The organism is Lysinibacillus sp. fkY74-1, from assembly GCF_053165895.1.
The window spans coordinates 58,933-81,712 of the sequence record NZ_CP170174.1 but is presented as its reverse complement, the minus strand read 5'-3'; the positions used below and the strand labels follow the sequence as shown (position 1 = coordinate 81,712).

At 38.4% G+C, this 22,780-nt stretch carries 12 protein-coding genes and 3 rRNA genes; all 15 read left to right on the top strand.

The features are described 5' to 3' along the window. Positions 1-15: 15 nt before the first annotated feature. Complete coding sequence (locus tag ACE1MS_RS22995; RefSeq protein ID WP_274997023.1) at positions 16-1,944, top strand: hypothetical protein; 1,929 nt, start codon at positions 16-18, stop codon at positions 1,942-1,944. Next, on the top strand, positions 1,937-4,126 hold the full coding sequence (locus ACE1MS_RS22990; protein WP_447403090.1) for a peptidoglycan DD-metalloendopeptidase family protein: 2,190 nt from the start codon (positions 1,937-1,939) through the stop codon (positions 4,124-4,126). Before ACE1MS_RS22995 ends, ACE1MS_RS22990 begins: the two co-directional genes overlap by 8 nt. 11 nt (positions 4,127-4,137) lie before the next feature. Next, a complete protein-coding gene (locus ACE1MS_RS22985; protein WP_447403089.1) occupies positions 4,138-4,809 on the top strand; it encodes a hypothetical protein in 672 nt (223 codons plus the stop codon). 7 nt (positions 4,810-4,816) lie between these two features. Beyond that, on the top strand, positions 4,817-5,311 hold the full coding sequence (locus ACE1MS_RS22980) for a hypothetical protein (RefSeq protein WP_090002757.1): 495 nt from the start codon (positions 4,817-4,819) through the stop codon (positions 5,309-5,311). Positions 5,312-5,612: 301 nt separating this feature from the next. Next, positions 5,613-6,230 carry a hypothetical protein gene (locus tag ACE1MS_RS22975; protein WP_090002756.1) on the top strand — a complete coding sequence of 206 codons (618 nt, stop codon included), beginning with the start codon at positions 5,613-5,615 and terminating at the stop codon, positions 6,228-6,230. 384 nt (positions 6,231-6,614) lie between these two features. After that, positions 6,615-6,782: a hypothetical protein gene (locus tag ACE1MS_RS22970; protein WP_258954759.1), complete on the top strand. Its 168-nt coding sequence runs from the start codon at positions 6,615-6,617 to the stop codon at positions 6,780-6,782. A gap of 351 nt (positions 6,783-7,133) precedes the next feature. Next, positions 7,134-8,685, top strand: a 16S ribosomal RNA gene (locus ACE1MS_RS22965). Positions 8,686-8,866: 181 nt separating this feature from the next. Beyond that, a 23S ribosomal RNA gene (locus ACE1MS_RS22960) occupies positions 8,867-11,794 on the top strand. Positions 11,795-11,905: 111 nt separating this feature from the next. Continuing rightward, a 5S ribosomal RNA gene (gene rrf / locus ACE1MS_RS22955) occupies positions 11,906-12,021 on the top strand. Together the 16S, 23S and 5S rRNA genes form the textbook arrangement of a ribosomal RNA operon. 253 nt (positions 12,022-12,274) lie before the next feature. After that, positions 12,275-12,427 carry a hypothetical protein gene (locus tag ACE1MS_RS22950; protein ID WP_447403088.1) on the top strand — a complete coding sequence of 51 codons (153 nt, stop codon included), beginning with the start codon at positions 12,275-12,277 and terminating at the stop codon, positions 12,425-12,427. 27 nt (positions 12,428-12,454) lie between these two features. Then, positions 12,455-13,150, top strand: a complete 696-nt coding sequence (locus ACE1MS_RS22945; protein ID WP_090002871.1) for a peptidoglycan recognition protein family protein — start codon at positions 12,455-12,457, stop codon at positions 13,148-13,150. Between the two features lie 346 nt (positions 13,151-13,496). Then, positions 13,497-13,829 (top strand): hypothetical protein, encoded by a 333-nt coding sequence (locus ACE1MS_RS22940; RefSeq protein WP_447403087.1) that lies wholly within the window; start codon positions 13,497-13,499, stop codon positions 13,827-13,829. A gap of 9 nt (positions 13,830-13,838) precedes the next feature. Then, positions 13,839-14,354, top strand: coding sequence for a hypothetical protein (locus ACE1MS_RS22935; RefSeq protein WP_447403086.1), 516 nt, complete (start codon positions 13,839-13,841; stop codon positions 14,352-14,354). Between the two features lie 15 nt (positions 14,355-14,369). After that, a complete protein-coding gene (locus ACE1MS_RS22930) occupies positions 14,370-14,960 on the top strand; it encodes a hypothetical protein (protein WP_447403085.1) in 591 nt (196 codons plus the stop codon). A gap of 235 nt (positions 14,961-15,195) precedes the next feature. Continuing rightward, entirely contained in the window at positions 15,196-22,725 is a 7,530-nt protein-coding gene (locus tag ACE1MS_RS22925) for a leucine-rich repeat protein (protein WP_447403084.1), read from the top strand. Positions 22,726-22,780: the final 55 nt, after the last annotated feature.

Genomic DNA, 22,780 nt, shown 5'->3' with positions numbered 1-22,780 from the left:
AAAGGGGGACAACATGTGAAAACTTGTGTGCGATTGCTACTTGTCTTTCTCATCTTGATCCCTTCTTTATTCCATAATGTTTCATTAGCCTATGCAAATAACGATGAAGAAGATAAATCTAAAAAGTCATGTGAAGGGGCATTGAAGGATAAAGAAACAACGGATAAAGTAGATGATTTTAAAGATGATAGGGCAACGTTAACTGAAGAGTATAGCTTAGATTTAGTTCAATTAGCGTTCAATGCGGTTAACTTAAACACCCTTAATCAATTAATCTTTGGCAATCCATATTGTATATGGTTCGAAAGTGAAGAAGAAGAACCGGCTTTAACATATGGTTTATTTCCAACTTCTTTAAAAGAAAAAGTTATTGATCCCATTTTTAATATAGTTACATTCATATTTACTTTAGTTTTGTGCTTAAGCATCTTAATAAGTGGTCTTAAAATGATGTATTCTAGTACCTTTTCTAAACGATTTAACATAGGTGAAGAGCTATTTATGTATTTCTTAGCTGCAGTATTACTTATTACTTACTGGTCAAGTGTTGATTATATTTTTATGTTTAATCACGCAATTACCTCTTCAGTGGTTGAAGTTCTTGAAGCACAAGGGATGAAACTAGGAAGTCTGAGTATACTCGCTTCACAAGATGAGTTCCATTTTACTGACATTCTCGTTTTATTTGCTGAATGGGTAATGTTACTGTTTCTGAATTTAGTTTACATGTATCGATTATTTCTTATCACTGTCCTGTTATTAGTAGGTGGATTAGTGATAATTGGATTGCTATTTGAGAAAACAAGAAAATATTTCGGTTTATGGTTGATAGACTTCCTAGGTGCTGTCTTTATGCAGAGTGTACACGCTATTTATTTTGCTGTAATCATGATGTTTATCAATTTAAATTCATTAAGTATTGTTTTTAAAATGATTCTATTATTCTTGTTTTTACCATTGAGTTCAATGCTTTTAAGTATTATGGGAATGTCTACTGCAACTATGACTACACGAACTGCTCAATCTTTGATAAATTACGCAGCTAAAGCTGGTAGATCAAAACAAATGTTTAAGGGCAAGCCAGGGTTAGGTAATCAACAACCTAATAAAACTGCTATTTCGGCATTAGCAGAAGGATCTGGTACTTGGAATAAATTTAAGACAGGTGCTAAATTCACAGGAGCAGCTTTGGGCAGTACAGCAGGAATGGTAATTGGACCCGGGGGAGCTTCGCTAGGAGCATCCATTGGATCTAATTTGGTAGGTAATACTCTACAGGCTCCAAGAAATATTGCAGCCGGTGTAAAAGGAATAATGGACACAAGAGCTAAAGTAAAGGACAACTCTCTTAATTTAAACAATATTTCTGATAAGCGACAGTATTTTGGTGCAATGGGAGAATCGTTAGGAACTATCGTAGGACAAGGTCAAATTGGAAGGAAAATGGGTTATGGGTTAAGTGGAATTAGTAAAGGTGCAATTTTAAGTTCTACAGAACTTGGAGGATTAGGCTCAGTTAACTTGAGTGATATTGCCGCTAAATACCCTGAAGCGAAAATTCAGTTTCAACAAACCAATGAAGGTAGTGGTTTTTATTTAGATAACAATGGAGATATGAAATTAATCTCCCCAATTGGTGATGCAGATACTAGATTAAAAGATGGTATGACACGAACCGTGGATTACATGCCTACAGATTCTTTAAATAAAATCGATGCAGGCAGTACTTTACCAAATACTCAAATGTATACACAAGTAAATGATGCGATGATAGCAGATAAAAGTGGAAATTCATTTGTTGATAGTGGTTTTGATGCTAGTCAGTGGCGTCCAGAACAACACTGTAATGTAGGCGAATTGCCTTCACCTATTAAGTCATTAGAAACTAGTTCACCATTTAATTCTAGTACTTCACCTGAAAAGGATGGTGAGGTAAATGAGTAATTCAGATAATAACAATAAAAGTACAGATATTGGTAAAGGCGCGACTACAAAACCCATAAATGCGGGAAAGAAAGGCTTAGATCTAATACGAGGGGCTAGAAAGCTTGGAAAGTTTGCAAAACTCCTAAAATCAATAATATCAAAAGTATTGATGAGTTGTATAAAATGGCTCCTTGGAATTCTAGGCCCATATGTATTAGTAGTAATTATCCTAATCATCCTGTTACTTTTAGTTTTACAAAGTGTAGCGAGTTTTGATTTATTCCAAAAAGCATCTACTCGTTCTGAAACTGAAGTCGTGTTTGATGATGCTGTAAAACAAGTGTTTGAACTAAGATTAGAAGAAGGGCCTACTGAAATTAGAGATAGGCTCAGAAGTACCCAATCTGAATATCCTTATCCACCAGTTTCAGAACCTTGGCTATATCAGGTTGGAGATATGCTTAAACAAAGTATAGCTATTCCAACCATACATCATTATTTCAAGAACATAGAAAACGAAAGCTATAAAGCTTGGCATGAGAAATATAAAAATTATACTGCTGCGAATAAGGAATTACTATTGGCAAAATTCATTGAAATCATTGATAAAGAGATGGCTTATTATTTTGAGGATTCTCCTAACTATAAGCCAATATTTGTTGAAGGATCATCTCCAATTGATGAATTCGTAAAGATAACAACTACAACGACATGTACACATACAGATGAAGATGGGAATACATCTACATCTGTGTCAGGACCAACTACAACCAAGAAAAACGTATCGCATGAAATAATTGATGAAGTTCAAATGGGTTACTTAAAAGCAAAAATTCCGTACAAAGAATTACTTACAACTACGGAAAGTACTGCGTCTAGTGGTGATTGTGTCAGTGATATAACAACAGAATTAAAATTATGGGTTATCGATGATGGTATGCCGCCAATGATCGAATTAATACCGGAGGAATTAGTTCGTATCCTTACTTCTACTTCAAAAGAAGGCGATTATACAAAATTAGTTCAAGTGCAAGACTTAGAATATGCAATAGATTTAGGACAGGAAATAGATGAAAGGTTTCCAAAACCTGATATTGACTATGAAGGGTTAAAAAAATGCTACTTTAAGAACAAGTCTATTGATCCTTGTATTGATGAGTTTGTATTAGGTGGAACCTTAGGGGATTTAGGAGGTTTAACAGGGGGCTGGTATCCAAAAGAATTTGAGGATATTTATAAGAAAGCAGCTAATAATTGTGGAATTGACTGGTATATATTAGCAGCCGTTCATGGTAAGGAATCCACATTTAGTAGTAATCCTGTGGCTTTTGATCCATCATTAGGTTCACGTGATAAAGATGGTAACCTAGTCGGAGCAGTAGGTCACTTCCAGTTTATGCCGTTAACGTGGCTTGGTTGGTCCGCTGCTAGTGATTACCCTACAACAAAAAAAGGGAATATTCTTGTTGATGATCTTTCATTTATTACTGTTCCAGCGAATATTAAAAAGTACGGTGGACGAGGAATGGACGGTAATAATGATGGAGTTGCGAGTCCGTGGGATTTAATAGATGCAGCTACAACTGCAGCTTGTTATTTAAAAACCATAGGATATGAAAAAGGAAATGAAACATCTATAAAAACTGCTTTAGCTAAATATAATGGAGGCAATGTAGCTTGGCAAAGTAATGGAGCACAAGGTTATGCAAATGATGTATATAGTACTGGAAAGCAATATGAGTTAGGTGTCTCATCTCCAATCTCAGTTGCACCTGGCGATCTTACGTATCCAACCACTGGACGAATTACATCGCCTTATGGTTGGAGAGATATTGGAAATGGTCAAGAATTCCATTATGGAGTAGATATTGGGGCAGGCGGTAGAAAAAATGTTCCTATTGTAACAGTAGCAGATGGTGTAGTTTCATATGTTGGCCCATTAGGCACCTATGGAAATATTGTAAGGGTTCAGCACGAAATAAACGGTGATAAATTTGAAACATTATATGCTCATTTAGCTTCCATGAATGTTAAAAAAGGACAGACGGTTAAAAAAGGGCAACAAATTGCGATTATGGGAAGTACGGGTAGATCATCAGGTCCTCATTTACATTTTGAGTTCCATATTCCTGTATATATTAAACAAGCGACAAATCCACGTAATCCAATGAATTACATTCCAACGCCTCCAATAAAATAGAAGGTGCTATTATGAAAGAAATTAAAGAAGCAATATGGTTATCCATAAAAGATAATATACTAAGTAAAGTATGGTTTAAAGTGGTGTTGTTTTTCGTAGTTGTAATTATAGGTTTTGTATTTTACAAAGCCTACTTTTCGCCCTCAATAAATAAAGGCGAAATAGGGAATGAAAATACTTTAATTGAATATGACTCTTTAGCTAGTGAATTTGATAAAACTTCTAAAACACTCGATGGAATTGAAGTAGAAGTAGAAAAATCAACTTCCAATTTTGATAGCAGAAAAATGGAGACGGTAATTACGGAATTTTTTTCTATGGCAAATATGAATAATGCTGATTTATTTATATCTTCAATGAATCCGGAACAGATAGATGCAGATTTTTCTAGTAACCTTTTAAAAGAACGTTTAGAAAAAATTGATGAAGCTATGAGCCGTTTATCTCGTGATGGTCAACTAGATAAAGTGGAAGTAGTTCGAAGTATATGGGTGCTTGAGTCAAATGCAGTACGAGTAGTGTTAGATATTCATTATAAAGATCTCTCAGAACCTATTCGTATTAATTTAATTGTTAAAATGCTAGAACAATACCAATTTAATGCTAGTGAAGGTGAAACAATAGATTTACCTTATATCTCTTCTTCTGTTTGGGATATTATAGAAATGATAGAAGACAAGTAGGTGAAGTATGCTAGAACACATTGATGCAACAGAGCCATTACTTATAGGTATCTACTACATTCAGTTAATTTTAATATTTGTATGTGGTGTCGGATTTTTATTTGGAATTTTTATGTTTATATATGCATTTAAAAATCCCCATAAACGAAGATTAGCGTATGTATTAACTGTTCTTATGCCAATTGGTTTATTGTGTGTTATCCATGGTCCTGTGTTAGTCATGTATTATGTATTTGAGCAACCTGCTACGCCCGAGGCAGAGCTTGGACTGATGTTATTTGTTCCCACGCTTGAGATTGCCGGATTAAAAATATATGAAGGTATAGTTAGAGTTACACAACCTTTAATAGTGGCTGTTTTAATTATTGGAGTGGCTGTTTTACATCATGCTAGCCGTATACCGGGAAGAAAGCGTATCGGATATGGGATTTTCTTAGGAGTTCCTTTTCTTTGGTGCTTAATGAAGGTCGGACCATCTATAGTTAAAGTCCTTACATCATAAGTTAATAAGGTTATTCCCTAAATACAAGGGAATAACCTTATTTTTGTATTCATCTGTAGCAGTAAAAATCTCAGACTGCTACAATTATTTTAATACATGTTTTTCGTTACACTTTAATGCTAAATTTTTGTGGAACATGAAGCGGTCGAATAATTAAAATCTGCTTGTTATTAAGCAAATTTTGATAATAACTCACTTTTAAAATTTATTATGGACCTGAAACATTAAATACGTCTCCAATTTGAATATTGGTGGTTATAAATGATTAACTACAAACTATTAAATAGGTAGGGACAGCAAAATGAAATCCTATACAGAGATTACGGAACAATTAAGAAAGCCCTTTCCTCCTGGAACAGTCAAAGTAAGTTCTGATGGTAAAAGAGGTCATATACCTGTCCAGGTCTATATGTCTCGCTTAGAAGACGTTGCAAATTCCCAGTGGCATTGGAGAATTATTGGTGAACCTGTATTTAACTTTGAAAAAAATTTTGTAATTGTAAAGGGAGAAATAACACTTGTAGATACAATAAGGCAGGGTTTGGGGATTGCTAAGATTGCAAAAACTGAAACCACATCTATTAAAAATGCTCTAATGACTGCTGAATCAGAAGCTTTTAGAGATGCTTGTGATAAGTTTAAAATGGGGTGGCATGATTTAGCACCCTACAGAGACTGGTCTACAAGTCCAGGTTTTAAAGAATCGAATGGAGGATTACAATCAAATGAAGGTATAGTTATTGATAATTTTGATCCTGAAATCCACAGTGTTATGCCATCAGCAGGTAGAGAGTGTATAAAATGCAAGAAGCAATTATCTCAAAATGAGGAGCTTTTATTAAGCTTAAACGGAATTAAATTTGCTTATTGCAAGGAGCATGTACCTCAACAATTAATTAAGAAAAAATCCCAATCTTAATGTATTTGGCTTTAAGGTAAGTGGCGAATAGATAGGAATGAAAAATCCTTCTCGGAACAAAATAAAAATAATAACAGCAGTGTATTAAAAGAAAGATTATTGAGTTGCATAGGCAGCTCATTTTTCTTTTTTAGAACTAAAGAAGTTTAGTTCCAGAACAATTAAAATTAAATTACGATGTTCAGTAATTAAATTAAAGTCTAAGAATATGTTAATGAGGGTATTTAAAAATTATAAAAATTATGCATGCTAAACCATTACGTGTATGTTATTAAAAAGTCAATGAATCGTATTGGTTAACCTGAAATTTTTGTTACAGAGATAGATTCTCTATTAAGTAGTTGACTAGAGTAGTTTTTCAATGCTATAGATGGGAGCGATTATATGGAAAACGACTGGGACAAAGCAATAGGCTCTCTTTCTAAAATTAAAGTTTTTTCAAATTTAAATTATGATTCAGTAGGAGTAAGTGGTGAAGCTGATGATTTGAAGTGTATAGGTATCGGGACAGATGCGGCTGTTTTTGAGTCACTTTTCGCCCCACTAAGGTAACGATTTCCGATGGGAGCATTTAAAAAAAAGGATATGAGCAATACTATCATTTAATAGAAGGAATTTCTGTGCCGTTTTGGTTAGTAGAAACGATTAGAAAGTGTATTATGTTATATTTTAGAACCTGTCACTTCGACAGTATAAAAATATTTTAAAATAGTTATTGACGAATGTTTCACATTCTGATAGTATTAATTCTTGTCGCTGGACGACAATTAAATGAACCTTGAAAACTGAACAAGCAAAAACGTAATCAATATAGTTTTTAGTAGCTAGCTTAGCTAGTGAACAAACAAAATTTTGGACATCAAAATTGATGCCAGCAAAACAATTTGAGCTAATCAAATTTCTTTTATGGAGAGTTTGATCCTGGCTCAGGACGAACGCTGGCGGCGTGCCTAATACATGCAAGTCGAGCGAACAGAGAAGGAGCTTGCTCCTTCGACGTTAGCGGCGGACGGGTGAGTAACACGTGGGCAACCTACCTTATAGTTTGGGATAACTCCGGGAAACCGGGGCTAATACCGAATGATCTGTTTCACCTCATGGTGAAACACTGAAAGACGGTTTCGGCTGTCGCTATAGGATGGGCCCGCGGCGCATTAGCTAGTTGGTGAGGTAACGGCTCACCAAGGCGACGATGCGTAGCCGACCTGAGAGGGTGATCGGCCACACTGGGACTGAGACACGGCCCAGACTCCTACGGGAGGCAGCAGTAGGGAATCTTCCACAATGGGCGAAAGCCTGATGGAGCAACGCCGCGTGAGTGAAGAAGGATTTCGGTTCGTAAAACTCTGTTGTAAGGGAAGAACAAGTACAGTAGTAACTGGCTGTACCTTGACGGTACCTTATTAGAAAGCCACGGCTAACTACGTGCCAGCAGCCGCGGTAATACGTAGGTGGCAAGCGTTGTCCGGAATTATTGGGCGTAAAGCGCGCGCAGGTGGTTTCTTAAGTCTGATGTGAAAGCCCACGGCTCAACCGTGGAGGGTCATTGGAAACTGGGAGACTTGAGTGCAGAAGAGGATAGTGGAATTCCAAGTGTAGCGGTGAAATGCGTAGAGATTTGGAGGAACACCAGTGGCGAAGGCGACTATCTGGTCTGTAACTGACACTGAGGCGCGAAAGCGTGGGGAGCAAACAGGATTAGATACCCTGGTAGTCCACGCCGTAAACGATGAGTGCTAAGTGTTAGGGGGTTTCCGCCCCTTAGTGCTGCAGCTAACGCATTAAGCACTCCGCCTGGGGAGTACGGTCGCAAGACTGAAACTCAAAGGAATTGACGGGGGCCCGCACAAGCGGTGGAGCATGTGGTTTAATTCGAAGCAACGCGAAGAACCTTACCAGGTCTTGACATCCCGTTGACCACTGTAGAGATATGGTTTCCCCTTCGGGGGCAACGGTGACAGGTGGTGCATGGTTGTCGTCAGCTCGTGTCGTGAGATGTTGGGTTAAGTCCCGCAACGAGCGCAACCCTTGATCTTAGTTGCCATCATTTAGTTGGGCACTCTAAGGTGACTGCCGGTGACAAACCGGAGGAAGGTGGGGATGACGTCAAATCATCATGCCCCTTATGACCTGGGCTACACACGTGCTACAATGGACGATACAAACGGTTGCCAACTCGCGAGAGGGAGCTAATCCGATAAAGTCGTTCTCAGTTCGGATTGTAGGCTGCAACTCGCCTACATGAAGCCGGAATCGCTAGTAATCGCGGATCAGCATGCCGCGGTGAATACGTTCCCGGGCCTTGTACACACCGCCCGTCACACCACGAGAGTTTGTAACACCCGAAGTCGGTGAGGTAACCTTTTGGAGCCAGCCGCCGAAGGTGGGATAGATGATTGGGGTGAAGTCGTAACAAGGTAGCCGTATCGGAAGGTGCGGCTGGATCACCTCCTTTCTAAGGATATTTTCGGAATACAAACCATGGGTTTGTAAGATTACGTTTTGCGTTCAGTTTTGAAGGTTCATTCTTCTGAATGAAATACTTCAAAACTTGTTCTTTGAAAACTGGATAAAACGACATTGAAATAGTAACAAACACATTTATTTTTTTAAGTTTTTTATATGCTTAATAACTTGGTTAAGTTATTAAGGGCGCACGGCGAATGCCTTGGCACTAGGAGCCGAAGAAGGACGGCACTAACACCGATATGCTTCGGGGAGCTGTAAGTGAGCTTTGATCCGGAGATTTCCGAATGGGGGAACCCACTACGCTTAATCGCGTAGTATCTTGACGTGAATACATAGCGTCTTGAAGGCAGACCCAGGGAACTGAAACATCTAAGTACCTGGAGGAAGAGAAAGAAAAATCGATTCCCTGAGTAGCGGCGAGCGAAACGGGAAGAGCCCAAACCAAGAGGCTTGCCTCTTGGGGTTGTAGGACACTCAATACGGAGTTACAAAAGAGCGAGTTAGATGAAGCGACTTGGAAAGGTCCGCCAGAGCAGGTAAAAGCCCTGTAGTCGAAAGTTCGTTCCCTCCTGAGTGGATCCTGAGTACGGCGGAACACGTGAAATTCCGTCGGAATCCGGGAGGACCATCTCCCAAGGCTAAATACTACCTAGTGACCGATAGTGAACCAGTACCGTGAGGGAAAGGTGAAAAGCACCCCGGAAGGGGAGTGAAAGAGATCCTGAAACCGTGTGCCTACAAGTAGTTAGAGCCCGTTAATGGGTGATAGCGTGCCTTTTGTAGAATGAACCGGCGAGTTACGATTACGTGCGAGGTTAAGCTTTAGAAGGCGGAGCCGCAGCGAAAGCGAGTCTGAATAGGGCGAATTAGTACGTGGTCGTAGACCCGAAACCAGGTGATCTACCCATGTCCAGGGTGAAGGTAAGGTAACACTTACTGGAGGCCCGAACCCACGCACGTTGAAAAGTGCGGGGATGAGGTGTGGGTAGCGGAGAAATTCCAATCGAACTTGGAGATAGCTGGTTCTCTCCGAAATAGCTTTAGGGCTAGCCTCGTGATGAGAATACTGGAGGTAGAGCACTGTTTGGACTAGGGGGCCATCCCGGTTTACCGAATTCAGACAAACTCCGAATGCCAGATATTTATACACGGGAGTCAGACTGCGAGTGATAAGATCCGTAGTCAAAAGGGAAACAGCCCAGACCACCAGCTAAGGTCCCAAAGTAATCGTTAAGTGGAAAAGGATGTGGCGTTGCACAGACAACCAGGATGTTGGCTTAGAAGCAGCCATCATTTAAAGAAAGCGTAATAGCTCACTGGTCGAGTCGGCCTGCGCGGAAGATGTAACGGGGCTAAACCATGCACCGAAGCTGTGGATTGACATCTACGATGTCAGTGGTAGGAGAGCGTTCTAAGTGCGTTGAAGTTAGACCGGAAGGACTGGTGGAGCGCTTAGAAGTGAGAATGCCGGTATGAGTAGCGAAAGACGGGTGAGAATCCCGTCCACCGTATGACTAAGGTTTCCTGAGGAAGGCTCGTCCGCTCAGGGTTAGTCGGGACCTAAGCCGAGGCCGATAGGCGTAGGCGATGGACAACAGGTTGATATTCCTGTACCACCTCCTCACCGTTTGAGAAATGGGGGGACGCAGTAGGATAGGGTAAGCGCGCTGTTGGTTATGCGCGTCCAAGCAGTAAGGCGTGTGTGTAGGCAAATCCGCACACTGTAACGTTGAGCTGTGATGGCGAGTCCGTATGGACGAAGTTCCTGATTTCACACTGCCAAGAAAAGCCTCTATCGAGGTGAGAGGTGCCCGTACCGCAAACCGACACAGGTAGTCGAGGAGAGAATCCTAAGGTGTGCGAGAGAACTCTCGTTAAGGAACTCGGCAAAATGACCCCGTAACTTCGGGAGAAGGGGTGCTCTTGAGCGTGCAAGCGCATGAGAGCCGCAGTGAATAGGCCCAGGCGACTGTTTAGCAAAAACACAGGTCTCTGCAAAACCGTAAGGTGACGTATAGGGGCTGACGCCTGCCCGGTGCTGGAAGGTTAAGAGGAGTGGTTAGCGCAAGCGAAGCTGCGAATTGAAGCCCCAGTAAACGGCGGCCGTAACTATAACGGTCCTAAGGTAGCGAAATTCCTTGTCGGGTAAGTTCCGACCCGCACGAAAGGCGTAACGATCTGGGCACTGTCTCAACGAGAGACTCGGTGAAATTATAGTACCTGTGAAGATGCAGGTTACCCGCGACAGGACGGAAAGACCCCGTGGAGCTTTACTGTAGCCTGATATTGAATTTTGGTACAACTTGTACAGGATAGGTAGGAGCCAGAGATCTCGGAGCGCCAGCTTCGAAGGAGGCGTCGGTGGGATACTACCCTGGTTGTATTGAAATTCTAACCCATGCCCCTTAGCGGGGCAGGAGACAGTGTCAGGCGGACAGTTTGACTGGGGCGGTCGCCTCCTAAAAGGTAACGGAGGCGCCCAAAGGTTCCCTCAGAATGGTTGGAAATCATTCGTAGAGTGTAAAGGCACAAGGGAGCTTGACTGCGAGACCTACAAGTCGAGCAGGGTCGAAAGACGGGCTTAGTGATCCGGTGGTTCCGCATGGAAGGGCCATCGCTCAACGGATAAAAGCTACCCCGGGGATAACAGGCTTATCTCCCCCAAGAGTCCACATCGACGGGGAGGTTTGGCACCTCGATGTCGGCTCATCGCATCCTGGGGCTGTAGTCGGTCCCAAGGGTTGGGCTGTTCGCCCATTAAAGCGGTACGCGAGCTGGGTTCAGAACGTCGTGAGACAGTTCGGTCCCTATCCGTCGTGGGCGTAGGAAATTTGAGAGGAGCTGTCCTTAGTACGAGAGGACCGGGATGGACACACCGCTGGTGTACCAGTTGTCTTGCCAAAGGCATCGCTGGGTAGCTATGTGTGGACGGGATAAGTGCTGAAAGCATCTAAGCATGAAGCCCCCCTCAAGATGAGATTTCCCATTACGCAAGTAAGTAAGATCCCTCAAAGACGATGAGGTAGATAGGTTCGAGGTGGAAGTGTGGTGACACATGGAGCTGACGAATACTAATCGATCGAGGACTTAACCAAAAAAGTTTGAAGCATTCAATGAACCGTTTATCCAGTTTTGAAAGAACAAATCTTTCTAAAAAGAGAGCTTCTATACACAGCAATACACCATGTATGGAAGGTCGACCATAGTCTAGTGATGATGGCAAAGAGGTCACACCCGTTCCCATACCGAACACGGAAGTTAAGCTCTTTAGCGCCGATGGTAGTTGGGGGCTTCCCCCTGTGAGAGTAGGACGTCGCTAGGCACAATAAAACAGTCAGCTGAGTGCTGGCTGTTTTTTTATTTACAACGGATTCTTTTTCAACCAAGGATGCAAGTTAGTTTAATAGAATCTAATATCATAGTTAACTAAATTGGGAAAAGAAAAAGCAAAAAGTTTACAGAGTAATGCCTTCCACAGATAATTGTGGAGGGCTTTTATTAAATATTAAGATTGTTAATTGGTTGACTTATAGGAGCATTATTGGCCTTTATACTTTAAGGAGGATTGATTTAACATGAGAATCAATTGGAAAGTACAAGTAAAACATATGCCTTTCTTAGTGGGATCATTTTCATTGTTGCTGCTATTAATTCAACATATTGGTGCACTATTTGGTGTAGTGAGTGATCCAACAACACCTGGGTTAAATGATAGTGAGAGAGTTTAAAGTATGACAAACAAAAGGTGATAAATAATGGTGATAATCAGACAACATTTAGTAAATCCAGCGGTTGCTATTAAAGTAACTGCTGGACATAAAAATACGCGTAATAAGGTTTGCATCCATGAAACCGACAATACCAAAACGGGTAGTGGAGCAGACAATCACGCACGACTTCAAGCCAATGGTAATAGTCGCCAAGCAAGTTGGCATTGGTCTGTGGATGACAAAGAAGCGATTCAATCTTTTACACATGACTATCAATGTTGGGCCGCTGGTAGTACACAGGGTAACAACGAAGGTATCCATGTTGAAATATGTGTAAACATGGATGGTGATTATGTAAGAAGTGTACAAAATACAGCAGCGCTAGTTGCAAAAATTCTTAAAGATGAGAAGCTAACAATTAATGATGTTGTACAACATAACTATTACAGTGGGAAAAATTGCCCTAGTAAGATGCGTTCCACAAGTGCACCTATTCCTTGGGGCAGTTTTTTACAAATGGTTAAAACGAATATGCAACATACTGAATCAAAGAATATAGTTGAAAAGGAAGATGATATAATGAAATTTACAAGCTCAACAACTAAAGAAGCAGTACGTGACTTTATTAAACAATCAGTAGATAAAGGGGAAATCGTTAAGTCATGGCTGGATAAATTTGATCAAGGAACTATGACTACAGGAGATTTTGAAGGATTAAAGATTATTATCTCTCAACGATAAAAATAATTGCCCGTTACCCTAATTGGTAGTGGGCTTTTTTAATCTCCATAAAGCTCTTTAGCGCCGATGGTAGTCGGGGCTCCCCCCTTTAGAGTAGCTAGGTAAAAACAGTCAGCAGATATGCTAGAGAACCAAAATAGAAGTAAAATGCATTTTTAATGTGGTACAGTGTTATAATTTATTGTTAGAGTGCTTTCTATATTAGAAGAATCGATATAGACAAGATATGATTTAAGGAATATACTATTATTAATTAAAAATAACGAACGATATAAAGGAAGAACCTTTAACGTCTAGGAAACTAAACGTTTGAGGTTCTTTTTTTTATTCTAAGGAGGATCACTAATTGAAGAAAAGGGCTTTTAAAGTTGTTGGAGTTCAACTAATTCCCAAAAAAAGTGTTGGTAAGTTGCAAATGATGCAACAAATTGCAGAAAAGGAATTACTACATTCAAACCTATTGATTGAAAAACTTGTACGGCCAGTGAATAAAGACTTTGAAGAAAATCTACGGTACGAAGAGAGCAAAAGTAAATCCACAAGAAAATTCATGATTATTGGTTTGATGGATTTCCAATCTAAAGGTGATTTAGCAGGGAATATTGTTTTTAACCCCAGCACGCATACTAGTCTAAACGTTATGAGTGAACTACAGTCACTCGTTAGAACTGTTCACTAGGTAATTCTTATGAACAAAGCAAAAACTAAAGTATACTTTACTATTTTTTGTCGCAAGAAAATCTGGCTATATAGAAGTTTAATACTAGGGAAATCTGCAATTTTATTGATTGTTTTTTCTTTATTAATGTATATAAATCAAGGCTATTTAATATCGACAATTGTACTGTTTTTAACCTTCTTTTTAATAAAAATTCTTCCAATGCCTCACAAAGATACTATCGATGTTTTTTACGATCGATTTATATATAAAACTAAGTTTAAAAAAGTAGAATTGGACTTTAGAGATATCGCATTTATTGATCAAGATGTAATGGATGAAAGAAAGGGTGAAGCTTACTATCGTAGTGTGGAATTTTTAGATGAATCTATGAAATCCCTATTGTTTATTGAGGGAAATGGGTATGCATACGATGACTTAGTTGCATTATGTAATCGTATTAGTACTATAAACCAAGAGTATTTTCCTGCAAATAGTTCAAGTAATGCATTAAATGTTAGTTTTAATGAAAACGATCTAGTCTAGAAAATGGGTGAAGAGATGAGTATTGTTACAATAATTGGCGTAAGCGTTTTAGGGCTGGTTACTATATTAAGCGCTTTTCATGGTATTAAAGCATTTCGAGGATATAAATCCCAGAAATCTGAAAACTATTTAGACGAGGCTATTATTTTGGAAGAGTTAGAAAATGAAGACTTACGGAAAGGAGAAGGTTCATTTAGTAAAGTAGTAAATTCCATGTATAGTAATAAAAGTAGCGAGGAGATTAAAAGTCAACAATCATCGAGTTCTCTAAAAACCGCTGCTGCTACATTAAATAAAGGAGTTCAAGAAAATAAAGAAGAGAAATATCCAGGTACTCAAAGTTCTTTAAGAAGTGCTGCTATTACTTTTAACAAAAGAGAGTATGATAGAGAAAGGAATGGAAGTACAGGTTTATGGAGCTCAAATGCTCTTCCGTCATCCTCTTCATATATGGATATTGATGATCGTTTCGATAAAGGCACAAATATTAATACTGGAGATTTAGATTCTAGAAATAGTGTATCCTCAACCAATGAATCTGTCTATTCCTCAAGTAGTAAGGGATTCTCAGGAAGCAATGATTTTGTAAGTGGAGGATGCGACTAATAATCATGTATGGACATGTACTAATTCTGATCCATTTTTCCAAATCAGGATAATTTATGTTGAATACTTATACTTATTTAAATATAATTTACGTATATTTGATTCTAAAGTATTAATTGCTGAAGAGAATATACAAAAAATAGGTTGAAATTAACAAAATTCGGAAGTACCGAATAAGTGCACATATGTGCGTTTATTTGGTGCTTCTTTTTCTTTTTTAAGGGGGAATTTAATTTTGTACAAGAAAAAGAAACAAAAATTAATAAAAACAACTATGGCATTTACTATTGTAGCAAGTGGTCTTACTCCTTCTTTAGTTGTTGGAGTAGATACGGTAAAAGCTGCAGAACCTAAAGCAATTGATTCAAATCCTGCATCTGATTTTACGTATAAAGTAAACAATGGAGAAGTAACAATAACAGGCTATGAAGGGGTAGGTAAAAGTATTGTATTCCCTTCGACTATCAACGGTATGCCTGTAGTACAGCTTGGTGAAAGTGTAGGGCCAGGGGTACAAGGTTCATTCTATAACAAAGGGATAACAAGTATCGTCATACCTAACACTGTTAAAGTGATTGGAGTTAGAGCATTTAATAATAACCCTATCACCAATATTGACATACCTAGTAATGTGACTACCATTGAAGAAATGGCGTTTTATGGTAATTCCATAAAGTCTATAAATCTCTCAGAAGGCATTAAGGCTATCGGAAAATCAGCTTTCATGAATAATTACGAGAGTAAAACTCTGAAATTACCTAACACCCTTGAAACAATTGGGGATTCTGCATTTTTACAGAGTGGTTTAGCTGGTACTTTAACAATCCCTAAAGGAATAAAAAGTATGGGCTCAGAGGCATTTGCAAGGGGTTCCCTAACAAGTGTTATCTTTGAAGACGGGATAACAACTATCGGACGATGGGCATTTATGGGCAACACAATCACAAGTATAGACATCCCAAATAGCGTAACCACTATTAGAGAGCATGCTTTTGCTCATAACCGTCTTGTGAATGTCGATATACCTGAAGGTATTATTAGCGTAGAGGACGGGGTATTTGGAGCCAATCAAGGTTTAAAAGAGGTCGTCTATAAGGGGAAAAGTAGGAGTACAGTGTTTGGTGATTGGAATGGAATTTATGATCTTAATTCCTCTGTAATTTTCAAGGGATATACAGGCACTTCATTTGAAACAGCGGTAAAGAGCCAAGGTTTTACATTTCAACCGCTTGTTAATTTGGAACCTGCGATTATAAAAAATGTACGTTGGGATGTAAACCTTGATAAATCTTCAGCTGTAGTTTCACCAACTATTGAGGGAGATGTATCAATTGTTAAGTACGCAAAAGGTAAAGATTTGACTGCCGACTTCTTTAATAACTCGGCTAATAATAGTCATATTGTTGAGGTCACAACAAATTCCAATTACGCATTCACTGTAAACGAAGGTACAGATTATACTATTTATCTAGAAGATGCGCTTGGAAATAGGGTGGTTCAAACTTTTGACCCTTCATTTATTTACTCAACGATGGATAATTCAATCAGTATTCAAGGGTATTGGGGTTCTGAACTAGATGTAGTAATACCTGCCGCTATCGAGGGTTTACAAGTAACACGAATTGCACCAAATGCGTTCCAACCAGTTAGTGAGAGTACCCAATTAGCTAAAGGTCAATCAACTGTAAAGTTAAACAGTGTTGTAATTCCTGAAACAGTGACGTTTATAGGTAACAGTGCATTCTATAAAAACAACTTGCAATCTATTACTCTACCTCAAAATCTGAAGTCTTTAGAGGGGTATGCATTTACCGGAAATAAATTAACAACTGTAGTAGTACCTGCAGGTGTTACTTCACTTCAAGATGGAGTATTTCTTGGTAACAGATTAACTTCTATTGATATTCAAGGAAACATCATTCAAATTGGTGCGGATGCTTTAAATGGGAACAAATTGACTTCTTTTATTGTACCTAACAATGTTACAAAAATAGGAGCAAGAGCTTTCCAATCAAATCTTTTATCAAAGGTCGCATTGAATAATGGATTAATTTCAATCGGTGCAGATGCATTTTCTGCAAATAGAATTATCAATTTAGTAATCCCAACAACTGTAAAAAACATTGATAATAGAGCATTCAATCAGAACCCACTAACATATGTAGAGTTCAAAGGTGCAGAACCATCAACAACAATTGGTACAGAAGCATTTAACACTCCTTCAGCAAAGTACTATGGATTAAAAGAAACTGTTTTTGAAACGTTTATCGCGAACAAAGGATACAGCTATAACGACTTTTATACAATGGCTGGTTACTCTAATCAAGTAAAAAAAACGCATTCTTTATCAATTATACCTACAGATGGTAACCCTAGTGATGCAATATATTATGCACTCAATAAAAAAGCAAATGTAAAGGATGTACAAAGCGCTGATTGGTTTATTGTTCCTCATGAAGGTATAACAACCTTGTTAGATGAAACTTTGGAGGATGGAACGTACTATCTTCACACGAAGATCGCTTGGGGTATTAATACCCTTTTCGAAACAAGTAACCCATTAGAATTAGATAATACTCCACCTGTAGAGCCGATTATAACTGTGATAATTGATGATTCTAAAGATAAAGCTCTCACTGTAGCAATAGACTTCCCGACTGATGCAGTTGGAAAAGAGTATCGCATTGATGGTGGTACATGGACACCGTACACCGCTCCGATCGTTCTAGTTAAAAACGGAAAGTTCGAGGCACGTGCAACTGATACAGCTGGTAATGAGACAGTATCTAAACCACTATCAGTAGATGTACAAGCAATTAAGTTAAAGTGGCTATTAGATAACTACTCAACTGCCACAGTAGATAATTTTGTTTGGGCTGGAATATCTGGTGTAACTTCTGAAAATGTGGATTTACTAAAAGGTATCTTAACCAACTACATTGCCACGTTTAATGGTGGAGAAGTAACTGTACCAACAGTATCTGACTACGAAATTTGGTTAACTTACATTGCCACTTTAACAAATATCCAAACAAGCATTGAAAATGCCAAGAGCTTGGATTATTTAGGTGAATTAACGACAGCAATTCAAAGTATCAAGGATACAATCAATTCATTACCTGACTGGGTAGCAGCGAAAACCTCCTTTAATGAACAGGTATCTTTACTTGAGCGCTTTGCAATAGCACTAGACGCGGTTATAGTTGCTGAAACTTCACTCCAACAAGGAGATAAAGATTCAGCAAAATCTCTTGTAGATGTAATCGGTGATGCTCAGATACAGAAACATTTATCTGACAGATTAAATATTGTACAAGAATTCATTGTTGCTATAACTTTTGTAGAAAATGCTGAATCAACACGTCATGAGAAAGACATTTTAGAGGCGCAAGCAAAAGTAACAGATCTACCTGATCATAAAGTTAAGATTGAATTACAAAACCGCTTAGACGCCCTTCTTCATCTAATTGGGGTGGAGGAAGCAGTAGCAAAGTCTGAGTCAACACTAGTACAAGAAGATAAAGACAAGGCTCAAACACTAGTAGATACTTTACCTGACAGCCCCGATAAAGATTCATTGAAGTCAAGGCTTGATTTAGTACAGCATATTATCGATGCTACGAATGCTGTAGAGCAAGCTGAATTAGCATCGTCTGATGGAAATATTGCCACTGCTCAAGAAAAGATCGATTTTTTACCTACCAGTGAAAAGAAAACCGAATTACAAGAACGTTTAGACGCAGTGAAAATTCTTAATGACGCTACAAAAGCTGTAGTAAATGCAGAAATGAATTTAACTCAGAGTGATCATGATAAAGCCAAACAACTAGTTGACACTCTATCTGGTGGCACAGAAAAAGAGAACCTACTTTCTCGTCTAAATGACGTACAAAACATCATCAGCGCAACAAAAGCTATAGAGGATGCTGAAAGTACTCTTGAAAAAGCTGTAGTAGAAATAGCTCAACCCTTAGTGGATATTATCGTTAACGAGGCAAAGAAAAATGAACTCCAAGAACGTTTAGATGAAGTATCGAAAACAATATCTGCAAAGGATGGGGTAGACACTGCAGAAGTATCTTACTCAAAATCAGACAAAGACGCAGCGGAACAGTTGGTAAATGCTTTATCCCCTGATAATTCACATAAACAGGAACTTCTGGACCGATTAGAGCAAATACAGATAGTAATTGATGCAATAGAGGCAGTTGAAACTGCTAAAACATCACCAACAGTAGATAATATTAAAACAGCACAAGATTTTATCAATAAGATTGAAGAACATAACCCAAAGAAAGCTGAATTACAATTGATTTTAGATGGAATAAATAACTTAAAGGCTGTTGAGGATGCAGTTTCAAGATCTGAAACTTCATTAGAGCAGGAAGATGTAAATGCAGCTAGGGAACTTGTAGACGCTTTAAATAATTCAGATATAAAGAATGTATTTATTGAACGTCTCGATGAAGTACAACGTTTAATTGAGGCTGAGAAAGCAGTATCTAACTTGGAGCAGTCTCTATCAAAGGACGATTATGAAGGAGTAAAATCTCAAGTAGATGCTCTAAAAAATCATCCGAAGAAAGATGAACTTTTAGACCGTCTAGAAGCTATTAAGGATAAGATAGACAAATTGACTGCCGAAGAGGAAGCGGAAAAAGCTGTAGATAACGCTGAAAATACTCTTGAAAAAGATGATTATGACCAAGCTAAGGATTTAGTAAACAACCTTGAGGATGAAGTAAAGAAAGGTGAACTTCAAGATCGATTAGATATTGTCCTAGAAAAAATCGGTGCTATCGAAGCAGTAGAAAACGCTGAAAAAACATTAACTCAAGAGGATAAAAATTCAGCTCAATCTAAGGTAGATAAACTTCAAGATGGTGAATTGAAGAAAGAACTTCAAAACCGCTTAGATGAGGTACAGAAGAAAATCGATAATTTATCTGCTGAAGAGAAAGCTGAAAAAGCTGTAGAGAAAACTGAGTCTACGTTAGATGAGGGTGATTACAATATTGCAAAAGATTTTGTAAACTCCTTAGAAGAAGGTATAAAGAAAGACGAATTACAAAATCGTCTTGATAAAGTTAAAGAACTTATAGATTTAATTAGAGAGATTGATAAAACTTTAAAAGAAGCAGAGGATACTTTAAACACAGATAGTCTGAGTAACGTCCAAGACAAAATTAACGCTTTACCTGACAGTACAATAAAAATAACCTTACAGGCTCGTTTAGATAACCTACTTGAATACAGAGAAGCTGAAAACGTGGTATCTAAAGCGGAAGAAATGAAGGTGCAGTCCTACAAGGATAAAGCTCAGGAGTCGGTTGATCTATTAAAACCTTGGAAGGGTAAAGATTACTTGCAAGAGCGTTTAGATAAGCTTCAAAATGTGATTGACCAAAAAGAGGGCGACTTAATTGACAAGATATTAAATGACCCTGACAACGTAACTTCTCAAGAATTGGCTGACTACACAGATAATGATGTAGTAGATGAAAAGCTTAAAGATTATATAGACAACATCATTGAAGAAGCCGAACACGGTAATATCGAGAAAGGTGATGTTGTACAAATTGTTCGCTTAATCACCTTCTTAGAGCGTTCAAAACGATCAATGGCTGAGGAACACATCACTAAATATGAAGCGGAGTTTTTAAGTGCAACAGTTTCTGTAAAATCTAAGTTCCCTAATCCGTCTGTACTAAGGTCCATTCCAAATTACCTTAATGATGCTTTAGATTTACCAACTCTTGCACAAGAACTTTCAGATCTTTTAAATAGGCCTTTAGAGGAGGTATTGGCTGAACTAGAAGCATTATTAGGTTCTGATGAGGTTATTACTTTGTCTTACTTAGTTAAGTATGTAACAGAAGGTGGTGATGTTATTTTAGAGCAAACTAAAGAAGCACCAACTGGTACGATAACTGTCAATGCTCAAGCTCTTGAAGGATACGAGCTAGTGTCTGAAAGAACACAAACATTTGAATTAAAGGAAGATACAAAAGGCACAGTTATTACTTTTATAGTAAAACCTGTGAAAGAGGTAACAGAAATAACGCAAGGAAGCTACACAATCGAATATGTAACACTTGAAAATGAAGTTGTCCATACAGAGACAATCGAAGAGGTTAACTTTGGTAATATCGATATTGTAGCTCAAGCTCCTGAAGGTTATGAATTACTCGAAACGGAAGAACCTTCACAAACCATTGAACTATCAAAAGATATTCCGTTTGAATTACTACGTTTTGTAGTAAAACAAAAGGAAACTTCTATAGAAACACCACCGACCGAAGATGGTAAAGAAAGTGTCGAAAAACCTGACGCAGAAGAAACAACTACTGACGAAACAAATGTAGAAACAAGGGAAGTAGAAGAGACACCTTCAACTCCTGAAGAAATAATTGAAGAAACTTCTGTTGAAACAGTTACGGTGCCAACAATCGGAGAAGAGACGGCACTTGTACGTTCCTTCTTAGTTGCTTCATTAGATAATGCATACTTTACAGCAACTGTTCAAAATACAGGTGTAGGTCACAGTCAATATTTATATGATGTATCTCAATCAACGGTATTAGTTAGGGCATTCTTAGCAAATCCAACCGATGAGACAAGGTTAGAAGCTAAAAATTTCATCTTAGGGAACTTATACGCAGGCGAGTTTAAAACAACATTGTTGAAATTATTAGCATTACCAGGTGAGGAGATTCCTGGTTTTGATGAGGATATTACAATCATACATCCTTCTAAACCACCAGTAGATCCGAACCCACCAGTGGAACCGCCTGTAGTTATTCCAAAACCAGAGATTCCTACTGTTTTACCAGAAATACCAGGAGGTACTACCGTAGCAGAAACTGTTGATTACAATGAAGGTAAGTGGACAATTAAAAATCCTGCATCAGATATCATAGAACTTAAACAAAAAGATATTAAAATTAAAATTCCACTTGAAATCGATGCAAAACTTTGGGAAGTCGAATGGATATTAAAAGCCAATCAACATTATCAACTTCGCATTTGGGCTGATGGTAAGGAAATCACTGTATTTAAGAAGCCAATTGAAATCACAAAAACATCGAAAAAAGTGTATGTGTTCCGCTTTGAAATCGGCCAATATACAGCTATTCCATTTACTTTTGCAGTACCGAACCAAATTCAGTTTAAGGTGACTAAAACAGGGGAATTCCAATTCTCTACAAATCAAATTACATTTAAGGACATTGATGGAGTCTTTAGTCAACGTGCAATTGAGGAGTTAGCAAGCCGACATATTGTTAAGGGTACAGCTCCTGACTACTACAGCCCTTACGAGTCACTAACTAGAGCACAATTCAGTGCGATGTTAGTAAGAAGTTTAGGAATTGATACATCTAATGTTGTAAACGGAGTCTTTAAAGATGTAAAGTCTAAAGATTGGTTTTCTAATGATGTACAAGCCTTATACGAAACGGGCATTATCAGAGGTGTAACTACTACGAAGTTCAATCCTAACAGCCCGCTAACACGTGAACAAGCAGCACTTATGCTAGACCGAGCTCTGGACTATTTAAAGGTTGAGAAAAGTGATTCCACAATGCTTGATTTTAAAGATGCAAATAAAATTTCAGAAGAGGCAAAACCAGCTGTTGCTACAATGCAAACACTTGGGATTTTTAGTGGTAAAGAGGGCAATAAATTTGACCCACGTGCTAATTTAAGCCGTGCGGAAATGGCCAAAGTTCTACAAATCACCTTAGAACTTGCAGGATTATTTTAAGCAATCCTTAAATCAGTAGAACAATTCTTCCTTTAGATAAAAAAAGGAAGTACAA

What these genes read in the sequence shown, in the direction of transcription:
- ACE1MS_RS22935 (WP_447403086.1), top strand. Translation starts at nt 13,839, where the DNA reads ATGAACAAAGCAAAAACTAAAGTATACTTTACTATTTTTTGTCGCAAG.
- ACE1MS_RS22945 (WP_090002871.1), top strand. Translation starts at nt 12,455, where the DNA reads ATGGTGATAATCAGACAACATTTAGTAAATCCAGCGGTTGCTATTAAA.
- ACE1MS_RS22975 (WP_090002756.1), top strand. Translation starts at nt 5,613, where the DNA reads ATGAAATCCTATACAGAGATTACGGAACAATTAAGAAAGCCCTTTCCT.
- ACE1MS_RS22950 (WP_447403088.1), top strand. Translation starts at nt 12,275, where the DNA reads ATGAGAATCAATTGGAAAGTACAAGTAAAACATATGCCTTTCTTAGTG.
- ACE1MS_RS22930 (WP_447403085.1), top strand. Translation starts at nt 14,370, where the DNA reads ATGAGTATTGTTACAATAATTGGCGTAAGCGTTTTAGGGCTGGTTACT.
- ACE1MS_RS22980 (WP_090002757.1), top strand. Translation starts at nt 4,817, where the DNA reads ATGCTAGAACACATTGATGCAACAGAGCCATTACTTATAGGTATCTAC.
- ACE1MS_RS22970 (WP_258954759.1), top strand. Translation starts at nt 6,615, where the DNA reads ATGGAAAACGACTGGGACAAAGCAATAGGCTCTCTTTCTAAAATTAAA.
- ACE1MS_RS22985 (WP_447403089.1), top strand. Translation starts at nt 4,138, where the DNA reads ATGAAAGAAATTAAAGAAGCAATATGGTTATCCATAAAAGATAATATA.
- ACE1MS_RS22990 (WP_447403090.1), top strand. Translation starts at nt 1,937, where the DNA reads ATGAGTAATTCAGATAATAACAATAAAAGTACAGATATTGGTAAAGGC.